The sequence below is a fragment of the Ornithinibacillus xuwenensis genome, assembly GCF_039614845.1.
In the GTDB taxonomy this organism is placed as follows: domain Bacteria; phylum Bacillota; class Bacilli; order Bacillales; family Amphibacillaceae; genus Ornithinibacillus; species Ornithinibacillus xuwenensis.
In genome coordinates this window covers 18,034-32,768 of record NZ_JBDIML010000004.1, presented here as the reverse complement: position 1 = coordinate 32,768, position 14,735 = coordinate 18,034, and the positions used below count along the sequence as shown (strand labels likewise).

At 34.2% G+C, this 14,735-nt stretch carries 14 protein-coding genes; 2 read left to right on the top strand and 12 right to left on the bottom strand.

Annotated elements, in window-relative coordinates; genetic code table 11:
• Window positions 1–30: 30 nt before the first annotated feature.
• From ABC228_RS12940 to ABC228_RS12910, 7 genes are all read right to left on the bottom strand, one after another.
• On the bottom strand, window positions 31–1,128 hold the full coding sequence (locus tag ABC228_RS12940) for a methyl-accepting chemotaxis protein (protein WP_345825564.1): 1,098 nt from the start codon (window positions 1,126–1,128) through the stop codon (window positions 31–33).
• A gap of 43 nt (window positions 1,129–1,171) precedes the next feature.
• On the bottom strand, window positions 1,172–1,888 hold the full coding sequence (locus tag ABC228_RS12935) for a hypothetical protein (RefSeq protein WP_345825563.1): 717 nt from the start codon (window positions 1,886–1,888) through the stop codon (window positions 1,172–1,174).
• A 20-nt stretch (window positions 1,889–1,908) separates the two neighbouring features.
• On the bottom strand, window positions 1,909–2,268 hold the full coding sequence (locus tag ABC228_RS12930) for a hypothetical protein (protein WP_345825562.1): 360 nt from the start codon (window positions 2,266–2,268) through the stop codon (window positions 1,909–1,911).
• Between the two features lie 497 nt (window positions 2,269–2,765).
• Entirely contained in the window at window positions 2,766–3,569 is an 804-nt protein-coding gene (locus ABC228_RS12925) for an ABC transporter ATP-binding protein (protein ID WP_345825560.1), read from the bottom strand.
• On the bottom strand, window positions 3,569–4,606 hold the full coding sequence (locus ABC228_RS12920) for a FecCD family ABC transporter permease (RefSeq protein WP_345825559.1): 1,038 nt from the start codon (window positions 4,604–4,606) through the stop codon (window positions 3,569–3,571). Before ABC228_RS12920 ends, ABC228_RS12925 begins: the two co-directional genes overlap by 1 nt.
• Window positions 4,603–5,568 carry a FecCD family ABC transporter permease gene (locus ABC228_RS12915; RefSeq protein WP_427902233.1) on the bottom strand — a complete coding sequence of 322 codons (966 nt, stop codon included), beginning with the start codon at window positions 5,566–5,568 and terminating at the stop codon, window positions 4,603–4,605. The genes ABC228_RS12920 and ABC228_RS12915 overlap by 4 nt, the downstream gene beginning before the upstream one ends.
• Before the next feature lie 67 nt (window positions 5,569–5,635).
• The gene (locus ABC228_RS12910; RefSeq protein WP_345825558.1) at window positions 5,636–6,706 is read right to left on the bottom strand and encodes an iron-siderophore ABC transporter substrate-binding protein; all 1,071 of its coding nucleotides are present in this window, start codon (window positions 6,704–6,706) and stop codon (window positions 5,636–5,638) included.
• A 447-nt stretch (window positions 6,707–7,153) separates the two neighbouring features.
• Here ABC228_RS12910 and ABC228_RS12905 point away from each other — a divergent pair, with 447 nt between their 5' ends.
• A complete protein-coding gene (locus ABC228_RS12905; RefSeq protein ID WP_345825557.1) occupies window positions 7,154–7,333 on the top strand; it encodes a hypothetical protein in 180 nt (59 codons plus the stop codon).
• Window positions 7,334–7,564: 231 nt separating this feature from the next.
• Here the strand turns inward: ABC228_RS12905 and sigZ are convergent, their stop codons facing one another.
• Complete coding sequence (gene sigZ, locus ABC228_RS12900) at window positions 7,565–8,131, bottom strand: RNA polymerase sigma factor SigZ (RefSeq protein ID WP_345825556.1); 567 nt, start codon at window positions 8,129–8,131, stop codon at window positions 7,565–7,567.
• A gap of 241 nt (window positions 8,132–8,372) precedes the next feature.
• Here sigZ and ABC228_RS12895 point away from each other — a divergent pair, with 241 nt between their 5' ends.
• Window positions 8,373–9,635: an NAD(P)-binding domain-containing protein gene (locus ABC228_RS12895; protein WP_345825555.1), complete on the top strand. Its 1,263-nt coding sequence runs from the start codon at window positions 8,373–8,375 to the stop codon at window positions 9,633–9,635.
• Window positions 9,636–10,307: 672 nt separating this feature from the next.
• On the opposite strand, the gene ABC228_RS12890 is transcribed toward ABC228_RS12895, so the two are convergent.
• From ABC228_RS12890 to ABC228_RS12875, 4 genes are all read right to left on the bottom strand, one after another.
• Window positions 10,308–10,478, bottom strand: a complete 171-nt coding sequence (locus ABC228_RS12890) for a hypothetical protein (RefSeq protein WP_345825554.1) — start codon at window positions 10,476–10,478, stop codon at window positions 10,308–10,310.
• Between the two features lie 100 nt (window positions 10,479–10,578).
• Complete coding sequence (locus tag ABC228_RS12885; protein WP_345825553.1) at window positions 10,579–10,944, bottom strand: hypothetical protein; 366 nt, start codon at window positions 10,942–10,944, stop codon at window positions 10,579–10,581.
• A gap of 116 nt (window positions 10,945–11,060) precedes the next feature.
• The gene (locus tag ABC228_RS12880; protein WP_345825552.1) at window positions 11,061–12,779 is read right to left on the bottom strand and encodes a hypothetical protein; all 1,719 of its coding nucleotides are present in this window, start codon (window positions 12,777–12,779) and stop codon (window positions 11,061–11,063) included.
• Window positions 12,780–13,323: 544 nt separating this feature from the next.
• Window positions 13,324–14,019, bottom strand: a complete 696-nt coding sequence (locus ABC228_RS12875) for a hypothetical protein (protein ID WP_345825551.1) — start codon at window positions 14,017–14,019, stop codon at window positions 13,324–13,326.
• Window positions 14,020–14,735 lie beyond the last annotated feature (716 nt).

Here is a 14,735-nt window from a genome sequence, read left to right as displayed (position 1 = left end):
GAAATACATGGGGGCTTCTTTTAAGTAGCCTTAGCTTGCATGAACTGCTTCTACATTTGCTTGCTCAGAATTTCTTTTGAGTAAATCAATGTCTTCTTTGATTTCACGTAAGGACTTTGCTTCTTGTACTAATTCCTCCATCATGTTCAACTGATCATCACTAATCTCCATTAATTCGTCAAACATCTCGACAGACTCCTGAGAAATTGTGGTGATTTGCTCAAAGGTAGACATAATTTGCTGAGAGCTAGATGATAATTCTTCCGTCGTTGCACTGGAATCGTTATTATTTTCAGCAATTGTTTTAATAGAAGCTAGAATTCGTTCAAACTTTTCTCCAACCTCTGTTATCGCCTGATTCGTGTCTTTAAACTCTTCGGTACCTTGCTCCATCGTCTTCACAACATTGTCAGTTTCTGTTTGAGTTCCATTTACTATGCTGGCAACTTCATCTGCGGAATCTTTAGCTTGCTCTGCTAACTTCCTTACTTCATCAGCTACAACGGCAAATCCCTTACCGTGCTCACCAGCGCGAGCTGCCTCAATTGCTGCGTTTAAAGCAAGCAAGTTGATTTGCTCTGAAATTCCTGTAATCACTTTAACAATAGTTCCAATTTCCTTAGATTTCTCTCCTAGACTTTTAATGGAACTATTAGATTCGGTCATGATGTGGTTGAAGTGGTCCATCTTTTTAATAGAAATTTGGACTGCTTCATTACCTTGTTTGGTTAACTCTAAAGTTGATTGGGACTGATCCGAAATTTGATTGGAACGATCCGCTAAATCAACGATAGCTGCGGTCATTTCCTGAAGGGCAGTGGAGCTTTCTTCGGTAGCCTGATTCTGTTTTGATAGACCTCTGCCAACCTCATCGATTGCCGCTCTTACAATATCGCCTTTTTCAGAAGCCATTTCACCAGTTTCCACTATGTGCGCTCCTTTTTGGCGAATAGTGGTCGATAAAGCTTTTATTTTTTCAATCGATTCATTGAATGAAATGTTCGCTTCCTGAAGTCCATTTTCTCTATTATGTAGATGAGTTTTCTTTTTCAGTTTAAAGTATCTTAAGGCAAAGTAAACTGTTGTTAATGCAAAAATAATTACTGCTCCTATTAATACAGCATCCATGTTGTTTTTCACCTATCCTCTAAATGATGAATTTTTTCAAGCTTTATTGGTTTAACTCTCTCAAAACAATATACGTTCCATCGGCTATTGTTTCAGAGATTTCATTTAATCTAGTATTCTCTTTATAAGCATGCATAATATCATGCCCTTCACTATCCTTATACTTTTTCAAACCATGGTACTTCTCTAATACTCGAAGTGACTTGTTGTTTGTAGCTTCGGCATAAACCGCTTCTACTCCTTCAGCGATTGCTTTTTCAATCAAGCCTTTCCCTAACTGTTCGATAACCTCATGACGATTTTCTTTGGCAGTTACACCAATCATAAACAAATGCAACAACTTGCCATCTGTTAGTTCTTTACCATTTTTCTCTTGGTAAGCTTCCATGAAACGCTTATCTACATCCTCTAGAACATGTAAAATAACATTCATATCCACAAAAGAGCCTTGGAACACATCTTCACCTATAATCTCCGGTACATTTGTATCCCCAGCAAGAACACCTACAACCTCATGATTATGATCTTGAGCTACCATACAATAACCTTGATCAACTGTCGATTCTATATATTCTTTTACAAACAAATAAAAATCTTCTTCACGGATATCCAAATGCCCTACCATTGGCTCTTGTACCCATTTTCCAGCAATATCTACTCCGACAAAAGATTTTGTCAGACATTGAGCTGCTTTCGCTATTAAATCAGTTTGTTCTACAGACACTACATCATATGTATAAAGTCTAGTTGAAATTGTCATCTATTACTCTCCTAACATGATTAATAATGATCAAGATACTTCCCTGTAAAATTAATTCGTTCTAATGAGTTACGAATTTGAACCTGCGAGATTTTGGATGAAGGCTTAACAAGAATCAAATCCTTAAAACCTAACATCATATAATATTGTAATGCTTGGTCTAATTGCGGTACTACTTTAGAAGGTGTAGTCGTTTGATGTGTCGCATCGACAACTAATGTATACGAATTTCTAGTAACCTTGTTAATGGTCTCCTCTAAGTCCTGCATATATTCTGCAGCATCATTCTCTTTAATTAATCCATGTACTTGTACACGAACTTCACGATTTGTTTCATCAATCGCCATCTTGTACTTTCTTTTATCTACAACTATTGCCATACCTGTTCTCCTTTCATGTTGCGTTTATCCAGTATTTTTTATTGCTTTAAAATTATGTAGCCAACAATTTTACATTATATAACATACTTCTAGGAATTACTACCTATGAATACGAAATAATAGGTAAATAGATATATTTAACTAACCAGTCATTAGACCTAATACCCAGTTTTAATAAATGGTTTGTTATGAAAGTAAATAGAAAAAATAGACTCATTTAAGTATCACTCTTCTAAGAAAAGAACAACTTGAAAGTTATCCGTGGATTTTTGGCCTCCTGTAAAGGTCGGTTCGTTTGTAAATTAGAAGACAAAAAATTAAAGAGCATTCTATCAAGAATGCTCTGCATAAACGCTAATTTAACTATTAAAATAGTAAATGGAAACGAAATATGAAACAGCTATCAATGGATGCCCCATTACAAATAGGGATTGAGGAGCGCTTACTAAATTAGATGTTTACAAGTCACGACAAAGACATCCCAATAACAAATTATCTCACTCGTTCACATGATACCGCCCTTTTGGAATAATTAAAGGCGTTCCTGAAATGGGGTCTGGAATGACCACACAATTCAAATCAAAAACCATTTTAACAACCTCGCTAGTGAGGACTTCAGTAGGCTCACCTTCTGCGATTAGCTTTCCATCTTTTACAGCAAAGATATGGTCGGCATAGCGCGCTGATAAGTTAATGTCATGCAAAACCATGACAATTGTTGTACCGTACTCACGGTTTAGATTGGTTAGTAGGTCTAATATTTCTACCTGATAGGTGATATCTAAAAAAGTAGTTGGCTCATCTAGAAAGAGAATATCTGTCTGTTGTGCGAGTGCCATGGCAATCCACACACGTTGTCTTTGCCCACCTGAAAGCTCATCGATGTCATGATTGGCAAACTCTGTTATATTCATAAATTCCATTGCCTCTTCCACCGCTTCATAATCTTTTTTAGACCAACCACCAAATAAAGATTGATGTGGAAACCTGCCTCTACCAACCAAATCTGCTACAGTAATCCCATCAGGAACTACAGGAGATTGTGGAAGTAGCCCTAAAATACGTGCTAATTGCTTCGGAGGGTATTTGTTAACTGCTTTCCCATTCAGTGTAACATCCCCTGCTGTTGGCTTGATAAGCTTGGCCATCGTTTTTAATAGAGTTGATTTTCCACAACCATTTGCACCGATAATGACACTAATTTTATTCTTGGGAATTTCAAGATCCATTCCATGTATAATGGTTTTATTATCATAGCCTGCCACAAGCTGATTCACTCGAAAATCATGTGTATTGCTCATTACAATTCTCCTTTTCGGTTCATTCGAATTAATAAATAGATTAAATACGGTGCTCCGAGTAATCCTGTGATAACACCTACTGGGAATCTATATTCGAATGCAAACTGTCCTATTAAGTCTGCAAATAATACAAGATTAGCACCGACTAAACCTGCTGGGAGAACATTTGACGCACTAACACCAACTAGTCGATTCGCAATGGGGCCCGCTAAGAATGCTACAAACGCAATCGGTCCTGTTGTTGCTGTAGCAATTGCAATCATCAATACGGAGCTTACGATTAACGTAATCCGTAATTTATCGGTAGCTACCCCCAGTGACGTAGCCATTTGTTCACCTAATTCTAGCATGCTTAACTGTTTACCTAGAATGAGCATGATTGGCAAGAAGACGACTACAATCATTACTAATGGGTATACCTCACTCATTTGCGAGCCATTTAAACTGCCACTTAACCATCTTAGAGCTCCTGCAATATCCTGTTGGCTACTTTTCATAATCAAATAAGAAATTACCGCATCAAACATCGCCTGCATACCGATCCCGATAATAATTAACCGACCAATGGAAAATGTTCGACTACGAGATAAAAGATACATAACCATAACCGTAATTAATCCTCCAATGACTGCCGCAATCGAAACAACTGTATTACTAGTATGGAGAACGGTAATACAAAATACAGCAGCTACACTAGAGCCAGATGTAATCCCTAAAATATTCGGATTGGCTAATGGATTACGCAACATCGTTTGAAAAATATAACCAGCTACCCCAAAAGCAAACCCTGCAAACAGTCCTGTTATCATTCGAGGAAGTCGAATCGTATTGATTGCGAAATCTGCTCCTGGTATTTCTTCTCCCAACAATGTACGAATGACAACGTTCATTGGATAAATCGTATTTCCTAGTAAAAGCATCGCACAACAAAGTACAAGTGCTAGTATGATTAAGAAAGAGGTGACAAAAATCCATCGCCTCCTTCGTTGACGAATACCTTTGATAAGATTATTCACTTCACCAGATTGATTCTTCATAATGACCTCACCTTCGATTTCTTAGCTAGTAAGATGAGGATTGGTGCACCGATAAATGCAGTAATAATACCGACTTCAAGCTCTCCAGGACTTCCAATCAATCTGCCAACTACATCAGAAAATGTTAAAATAATCGCTCCCGCTAATGCAGACATTGGAATTAGAAAACGTAGGTCTGGTCCAATAATTATACGCATCGCATGTGTTGCCAAAAGGCCAATAAAACCAATAGGGCCCGCTAACGCAGTTGTTACACCACATAATATAACGCCAGCGCAAATCGCAAATAATCGGAGCATACCCGGCCTCACACCAAGACCAGTTGCTGTATCATCACCTAATGCTAACGCATTTAGTGCTGGTGCTGATACAAAAGCAATTAGCAATCCAATTAATAAAAACGGAATGAAAATCGTAATCGAATCCCACGACCCTGCGCCGACACTTCCTACTTGCCAAAATCTAAATTGATCCATTGCATATGTACTTGGAATCATAATTGCAGTTACAAGTGAAGAAAGAGCTGCACTAGTTGCAGCTCCAGCTAAGACTAATTTAATTGGCGTGGCGCCACCACGCCCCATTGAACCTATCCCAAAAACGAAAACTGCAGTAACGGCAGCTCCAATTAATGCTAACCAAATATACTGACTGGCAGTTGTAATATTAAAAAATGCAATACCACATACGACAAACAATGCTGCTCCAGTATTGACACCTAATATACTCGGGTCAGCTAGAGGATTACGAGTCACCGTCTGCATTAATACACCTGCAATTGCTAATGCTACCCCACAGACTAAACTAAAAACCGTACGCGAGATTCGTTTTTGCACGACGATGGCACCATAGGAATCTTGATTTTGAAAAAATAATCCATCTTTAAGCTCCTGGAAACTGACTACCCTAGCTCCTAATACAAGAGAAGCTACAATGGTAATGATTAATAATATAAATCCCATCACCAGAATCAGTGAAAAATGCTTCGGTACATGTAAATCAAGTTTCCTTTTATCCGAATCGGAGGAATTACTGTTCAATTTTATCAATTGCTCCACCGATTAACTCCAAGTATTCATCAATTGTATAGGCAATCGATAGTGGATTTGGAGTTCCCGCTGCTACTAATGGTGTATCACTTGTAATAAACGCCACAGAACCTCTTTCAACTGCTGGAATTTTTCCTAGAAGTGGATCTGCTTTAATCGTTTCATAAAGCTCATCATTTCCATAACCAACTATTAAATCTGCATCAAATAGTGCTTCTACATTTTCAGCACTTAATGTTAAAGAGTAGCTCTCTGGATCTGTAATAAGCTCCTTTACACTATCTGGATACGTCATACCTAACTCCTCTAAAAACGCCACACGTGAATCAATTGGCGTATAGATGTGTAATTGCGATAAATCATCCGCTGAGAAGTTAACCCACACTACTTTTTTACCTTCAATTTGTGGGTAAGCACTTAATTTTTCAGCAATTAAGCTCTCTGTATCCTTAATTAATTGCTCGCCCTCTTCCTTCATACCCATACCTGTTGCATTAAGTTCAACTTGCTCACGCCAAGTAGTTGCCCATGGTGCAGTTGGATAGGCAACAACAGGCGCAATTTGGGTTAATGTTTCATAATCTTCTGCTGTAATACCAGAATACGCTGCAAGAATTACATCTGGATTCGCATCTGAAATCGCTTCAAAATCTAGCCCATCTGTATCTTGAAAAACATTAGGGTTCGTTTCTCCAAGCTCATCTAATTTTTCTTTTGTCCATGGCAGTAAACCACTATCATCTTGAACACCGAAGTTCGCAGCCGAGAAACCTACAGGCACTATCCCTAATGCTAAAGCAATATCATGGTTTGCCCATTGAATCGTGACAATACGTTCTGGCTTACTTTCGATAACTGCCTCACCTAGAGCATGTGTGATTGTAATCGGATATTGTGAACTAGCTTCTGATTCATTTTCGGAGTCAGTTGAAGTTGCTGACTCGCTTCCTTCTTTCTCATCTGTTGATGACTTGCTAGAACAACCTACTAACGCGAAAGTAACAATAAGCGCAAGCGTTAACATAAGTAGAAATGATTTCTTTTGTTTCATATGTAACCCTACCCATCTGAAATGTATTTGTTTATCAATTGCTTTTATCTGTTTGCAACCAATTGATAATGATTTTCATTATCACTTTAAGCTACTTTTTAGATGCTGTCAATAATTATTTTAATTTTACGATTAATGTTCCTTTCTACCGAAACAATTCTGTACAATGGCTATTTATTTCCTTTTACTTTTCACAGAAAATAGCTCCCACTTTGTAACGACCAATATGATTAAAGAGGCGTAAATACATATGTCTCCATTTTAGAAAACGACCCTAGCTGTTCTGCGAAATATGCTTAAATAAATGTGCCTACAATAGAATTGATATCTTTCTAAATTTTAAATTAATATGTAATTTCCTATACGGAATAGCACTTTAATTTGCGTCCTTCAAGGACATCATACGTCTTAAATAGTGTAAGAAAAATATTAGGAGGGATTGTATATATGAATAAAGAAATCGGAGTAAAGCTAGTTCATGAAGAGGGTTGCTGCGGTGGTCCTGCTCCACAAGATATAGATGCTTGCTGTGTGACTGATGCAAATGCGAAAGCAGCAGGAGAAGAAGGATGTGGTTGTAACTCTACGAATAGTAATAAAAATAAGCCAACGGTCTCGTGTTGCTAAAGACCGTGAATGAGGGTATCTACTTAACAAGTAGATACCCACTTTATATTTGTACTGATTTCCAAGAAATTTAAAGTTCCTCCCTTAATCTTGTTTGGTAATAAAGACCAAAATCACACAAACAAGATTGTGTCTGTTTAGAAGACTATCGAATACTTATAGATTCAGTGATTTAGCTAGTTCAAATTCTGCACTTTTATAGTCAACTACATCACTTTTCATTAAAGTATTTCACAAATTGCAGGAACTGTTTTGACAGTTACTTCTATCGTCAGTCTTCACTTGAAAATAATCGATAATATTTCCATATCGATCTGCTTCAATATGACAACAAGCTACTAGTAATTCTTTTAGTTTTTGACGACCTCGTTGCACCCGTGATTTTGCTCCAGAGAAAGAAATCCCTAAATAATTACTTAATTCTATTTGAGACATGCCGTTTATTTCTGATAGTTCAATTGCTTCTTTATATTTTTCGGGCAATTCATTGATAAAAGAACCAATACATCTTGAAAGCTCTTTTGTTAATGTATCGTCTTCTTCGCTTTCAGCAACTAAATCATAAGGTAATTCTTCCGTATGTTTTTTCTTACGATAATAATCAATAATAGTATTCCGGGTAATATTGTATATCCAACTACTAATTTTTTCTTCGTCTTTTAATGTATGAATTGATTTAGAAATCTTAATAAATACATCCTGTACGATGTCTTCAGCAATATATTGATCAGAAACTCGTTTCAATACAAATCGTTTTAAAGGGTCATGAAATTCAATCCAAATGAGATCCATGTCCATGTTTTTTTACCTCCATTTATGTCTCATTTTAATATAAGACGTTAGTTATATGTAAAAGACGCAAGAAGCTAAATCGACCTTCCGATTCGTACTAAGGGTATCCATTAAAACTATAATATTCCATAATTTAGATTCTTAACAGTGACATACTATATTTCCTTTCATGGTACTATTTTGCGTCCATCACATGGAAATCACGTCTTTAAAACTGAATAACTTTCATAAAAAAGGAGGAAATAGGATGGTTAATCAGTTACCTGTAGCTATTATTGGTGGGGGGCCAGTTGGCATGTCGGCAGCAGCACATTTATCTAAACGAAATAAAAACTTTGTTCTATTGGAAAAAGGACAATCAGTTGGTAATTCTTTATTAGAATGGCAGCACGTACGTATGTTTTCCCCATGGGAATTTAATATAGATAAAATAGCAGAGGAGTTATTAAAAGCAAATGGATGGATAGCACCACCTAAAGAAGAGTTACCGACAGGATTGGAGTTAGTCAAGCGTTATTTATTACCACTTGCTGAAGTACCTCAGCTTAAGTCATACCTCCAAACAAACTGTCATGTAAGGAGTATTCAGCGGTTTGGAATCGATAAGATGAAGACGAATGGTAGAGAAACATTTCCTTTTGAAGTAGTATATGAACAGAATAATGAAATGAAAACCATGTATGCATCAGCAGTTATTGATGCAACTGGTACTTGGGGATCCCCAAATCCAGCAGGTTCTAGTGGAAACAAAGCACTCGGAGAAAGTGCCTATAGTACTAGAATATTATATGGAATACCTGAAACCATGAACCGTGACAAAGAAAGGTATGCAGGTAAAACTGTAGCTGTAATTGGTAGTGGTCATTCAGCACTAAACTCGATTCTGGAACTAGAAAAATTAAAGCAACTAAAACCAACTACCAAAATTGTTTGGGTTTTAAGAAGGCAAAAAGTTTCTGCTGTCTACGGAGGGGGAATTAATGATGAATTACCAGCGCGAGGAGAGATGGGGTATAGTGTTAGCAAGTTAGTTGAGACAGGTCGTGTTCAAGTTCAACCACAATTTCGAATTCATACTATAGAAATGGCAGATGAAAAACTTCAGCTTAAAGGGATGATAAATCGTAAGTTAGCAACGCTTAACGGGATTGATGAAATAATAGTAAACACAGGAGCAAGACCTAACTTTTCTTTTATAAAAGAGCTTCAGTATGAGTCAGACTATCGTTTGGAAAGTGTACCAGCATTAGCAGAATTGATTGATCCAAATGTCCACAGCTGTGGAACAGTTCGAGCACATGGTGAAAAGGAATTGCGCCAACCGGAGCAAAATTTTTATATTGTCGGATCAAAGAGCTATGGACGTGCTCCGACTTTTCTTATGACAACAGGATATGAGCAGGTTAGAAGTGTTGTTGCCGCACTAACAGGGGATTGGGAAGAGGCCAAAAAAGTAAAACTTAATCTTCCAGAAACCGGTGTGTGTGGAGTGGAAAGGAAATTTCGCTAATAATTTCATTATTATTTAGAACAACAGACAAAAAAAATACCTCCCTGTTTTTATGGAAGTAGTCTATTCATTAGAAAAAAATCATTTACATGACTGGTTCTCAGAAAGGGTGAAAAATAGCTTTAACTATTTCTCAGATGTTTGGCTCAAAAGCCTTACATCATGCCGTCCATAAGGTGAGAGTGTGAAACATCTTTAACATAGTGTGCTAAGATTTCGGTATATTAAGGCTTTGCTAATTTTTGTCTGTAACATCTATAACTGGTTTACACCCCTTTTCATTGGATTGCGTTAGCAAAATGTTAGCATTTTATTTATTTGACACCTAAAAGACGATAAGAATTTTTTAAAATTATTCAGTATTTCTTTTGCAATGTTTTCTTATAAAAAAATTATTTATGCTTTTTGAAATGAAGTTCGTGAACTGGTCTTTTACAATCTTTGCTACGCACTCTACATGGCTAGAGTGGTAATCGCAGATAAAATGATGTAGTAGTGTTTACCTAATAAAATGTCATTTAATTTTCAAACAAATTATTTTGTTTTGTCTTTTTGTTAACTAATTATCTAATCCAGCATTCTAGTATAACTATCATTTGACTGTTCATTAAGGTCTACTATCCATTTAGCAAACTCTTTAGCCTTCTTAGTTGTTTTAAATATGATATTCACTTATCTTTCAAAGGAGACAGCAATAGGATTCCACTGGTTTTTTTGAGAACGCAACAGATATCCCCCAGCTTCCATGTTAATATGTTTTGTATCAAGGTAAAGAATAGATGAATTATTAACATCCACTTTATGCATTTCTTTTCCCTGGCTATCAGATATAATAAATTTCATATATAAAAACTCCTTAACGATAACATTTCAGCAAAAGTCTAATTGGTTTATTAGGAGGTTTAATTATACTTTCTATTAACACATGTCGATTGAATACTTTTCAATAATTCTCGCTTTCTTCTATTTCTTTTTTATATACTCTTATAAACATATTTTGTGATTGGACCACTTCTTTTATTTCCTTTTCCGTGAGTTTCTTTTTATGTATTAATCTAGATAATCTTGCAAAGTGAATTAGATAGTAATCATATGGATATAATGCAGCCATTCTTCTTTCCTTTGTAGCTTCCTGAATCGCTTTTTCAGTTCTATTTTCATATTCTTGATATGAAAGCTCCATTACCTTTAAGGTTATTTCCTTTTTAAGTTCATACCTTTTATTAAAATAGTTCATTATTACATTAAACATAATAGCTAATCCAGACAAAACCAACCCACCAATTAGGCTAATATCACCAGTACTCACAATATTTCCCCCTTATTCAAAATATAACTCTTTATTAAGATTAATATCGAAAACTAATTCAGAAGGTAGTTCCTTACCTGAATATTATTTTTTTGCTGTAATGTCCTTTAACTTCACTAGCGGCTATTTTCATCATTTTCACTATCGATATATCGATCACTGACTTCTTCCTCAACCTCATCATCTTGGTTAACAAAATACGCAACTAATGAATTAACTATGTTTGTAAAAATGTAGAGTAATTTCGTGAAAAGAGTGATGCTTAATTCACCAGATGAAAGATTTGACCAATGAGCAATTTTATTTCTATAATTAAATCCAATTCTCGCTTCTCCATATGTGCCAAAATAGTAAAGTAGATGTTTGATCTGATTTTCGCCAAATATTTCAATAAACTTGCTATTATTATCTGATAATAGCGATCCCAGTGTTAATTTACCTTTTGGGATATATTCTTCGTTTTTCATCAGTTCAAAATAGGACTCCCTCAGTAATTTTTCAGAAAATGCACAAACAAACATACACGCTCCATAACATAGGGACTGCATTAGCTTTTCGTCCTCTTTATTTTCTGCTTCTAATAAATTATCTATCATTTGAATGAGTAGAAACAAATCATCTAGCAAATCAGTTTTCTTATATTCCAATTTCTTACAAATGTATGATAGATATTCGACATACCAAGCACAGCTATCGTGAAAAAGTTCTTCATTATGCAAAATAGAAAATAAAGTAGTAGAACCTACGATAGTTTGTATTTCAAGTTTTCTTTGGTGTGAACGAGTAAAATACTCATCAGAATTAACATTTGATGATACTATGTCTAATAGCCCTTGTTTCCCTTCTTGAGGAAAATTTAATCTACATTCTATTTTACCGGTTTTATGATTTAGAAAGTGAGTTAGCTTTAATAGTTTTGCAAATTCATTGGGTTCTTTATTTAACATTTCAATAATAAGATTTGTTGGAATTTCATATGAGCGACTTTGACCATACTTTAATATATGCTTATCTAGCAATTCTGAAGTTAGTTTTTCATACTCTAAAAACACATTTGATTTTACGTGATTAATTAACTGTAAGAAAGAATGCATAAATCTAATATTTGATTCGTACTGCAAAATATTGTCTTTATTTATTTCCGTTATTGTATCTTCAATATCTGCAACTATTTTATCAACTAATTTTTCAAGATAAACTTTCTGTTCACCATTAGTTCTGTTATAGGTTGATGCTAATATATCAAGATATTTATCGAACCTGATATAAAATATCTTTTCTATTGTTTCAGTAGAAAAAAACGCTTTAAATAAATTTGTGCTGGACTCTATTTTAGACTGAATATTTTCGTAATTATCGATTACTAAAAAGCTAAATTCTTCAATAATATAACAGAATACATTTTCCTTAATTCCATTTTGAAACTTAAGTAAATATTCCATTATAATATCTATTAAACCATAGTTCCTATATTTTTCTTCAAATAATTGTGGATGATAATTATTTATTAATTGAATTATATGACCATTATTTATTTTGTCCTTTGAGACATCTAGCAAATTTGTTAATTCCTTAAAATGTTGCTGTTTTTCTTTTGATTTTATAAATGGAATCACTTCTCTCATTGTAATAATCTTGATAATCGTTAAGTAATCTATAAAATCATCTATATTATTAACTTCTTCCAAATTCTTGGTTAAAAAGTAGGTCTTAATCATTTCTTTATTATCCAATATTGCTGAAACGTCCCACCCCGTTGCAATATCTTTTAATCCATAATATTTCAATGTAAATGAAACATCCTGTTCTTCAAGAAGGTTAATTAATGCAGCCAATGTCGATACCCCCCTATACAATTATTTTTATATTTTTAACTAACGACCGTTCACTATAGCTACAATACCAATTAAACCCTAACACATCTAGTGGGATAACAGAAAAATAGAAATCATATTGAATAAAACCTGTTTTAAGCTTGTTTTTAAAATCTAATTTAATTTATTGATTTTCATATTTCAAAAACTTGTATGGGGTTACTATCTATTTGTACAAGGGTTCACCGTGGTGATTTAAGAGACAAAAATAAGGCATTAGTGAAAAAAACAATGCCTTTTTAATAGACTATTATTATTTGATTATTTATTTAAAAACATTAGTCCTTACTAATCTTTTACAATTTATTCAATGGATTGTTTCCACACTACGTGGCTTGATTAGTGATCGCAGACAAATGTTGTAGCAGTGTTTACCTAAAATAGATCATGTTATCTTATAAGCATTGATACTGTTCTCCGTAATATAGCTTAGTGCGGGTTTTTTAATTAAGTTTAAATCATCATTTGTACTTGCCCTATTAACAAATAACTTCATAACTTATCATTAGTTCCACTTAATATTATGTAAATTATCTAAAAACTCCTTCCAGTTGTCCTCTTTAATGTCCTCTATATTTATTAGCTTTTCTTCATTAATTTTTATTTTGTTAAAGTCTATTTCATTATACCAATCAAAATCCTTTAAAGTAACACTCTTCTTTGGGTCTATATTATTTTGGATTTTATAAACTTTTTCATTTTCTATACGAGTTTCTACAAGTTTCTTTATAAAATCGCCATAATCTTCATCAGATTCACACTCATAGTACATCCATGTTAGTCCATTTGTATAAAGTACTTTTCTGTACCACAGTACCTCTCCTAATATTTGTCCTTCATCGCTCCCAAGCTTTATATTTTTTTTGATATTGTCTATTATTTCTTTCACAGAAAATAAAGCAGCGTCCACTCCCTTTATTTCAATACAGCCATAGATTTTATCGATATTATCGATTTTCATCTTTTCATTATCACTATTATCAAACTCCGAATCAAGAATCACTAAATCTGGAATTCCAGATAATCCATAGAATACTTGCCCTTTTCCACTTTTTCTTCTTCTATTAACATCTCTTAATGATAGTGATTCAACATTATTTCCTTCCCTTATCAAAGAAGCAATAACAGAATACATATCATATTCTGTCATGTTTTGCTTTTTCATTAGATTTATTTCTCTTTTATATTTTAATAGATCCATTTTTATTCCCCCTTTATTTTATGTTTGACTCATTATGTATTTTATATATAGTAATATCTTAGATTTAATATATATATCCTCTACAGTAAGGTACTCTTCAATCTATTATAACAAAATATGGTAATATCTGAGGTGGTGGAGTAGTTTGACTTCCTCCAAGAATAGGAGATAAATGGATAAAACAATAATTTCATCAGTTGAGGTTTCTTTAGTTGTTGCGCTATCAATTTTGGGAGCGATTTCTTTACTGCCTGTTTTAGTGCACACTACTAGCCGATGAAGTTATTTCCCATAAGGAGTATCGTGATAGTGTAGAAGAGATAATAATGCGGAAATTAGAGAGTTATGCGAAAAGAAAAATGAACTATTGTCGCTCTTTGAACATGAAGAAATTATTAATGGGGAGGGTTAAAGAAAGAACTTGAGAAACTTAGCCCCCTACCTTCGTAATTATAACAAATTGATTATTTAGAATTTTACCATATGGCTTTAAAATCTAATAAACTATAAATATAATAAATAGTAACCTCTGAAATTTTAATTATTTATACTTTCACTATTTAATGTAGCTTATTAGTTTAGCTTCCTTAAAGTAATCTACATAACCTAGTCTATAGCGAACTTCACAATTTTGGGAAATCTTGCTTCTCAATTCTATAGTCTAATTCAGTCCTGGAGAAATAACTTAATGTGCTTTTTACTTTTTTTCACTGAAT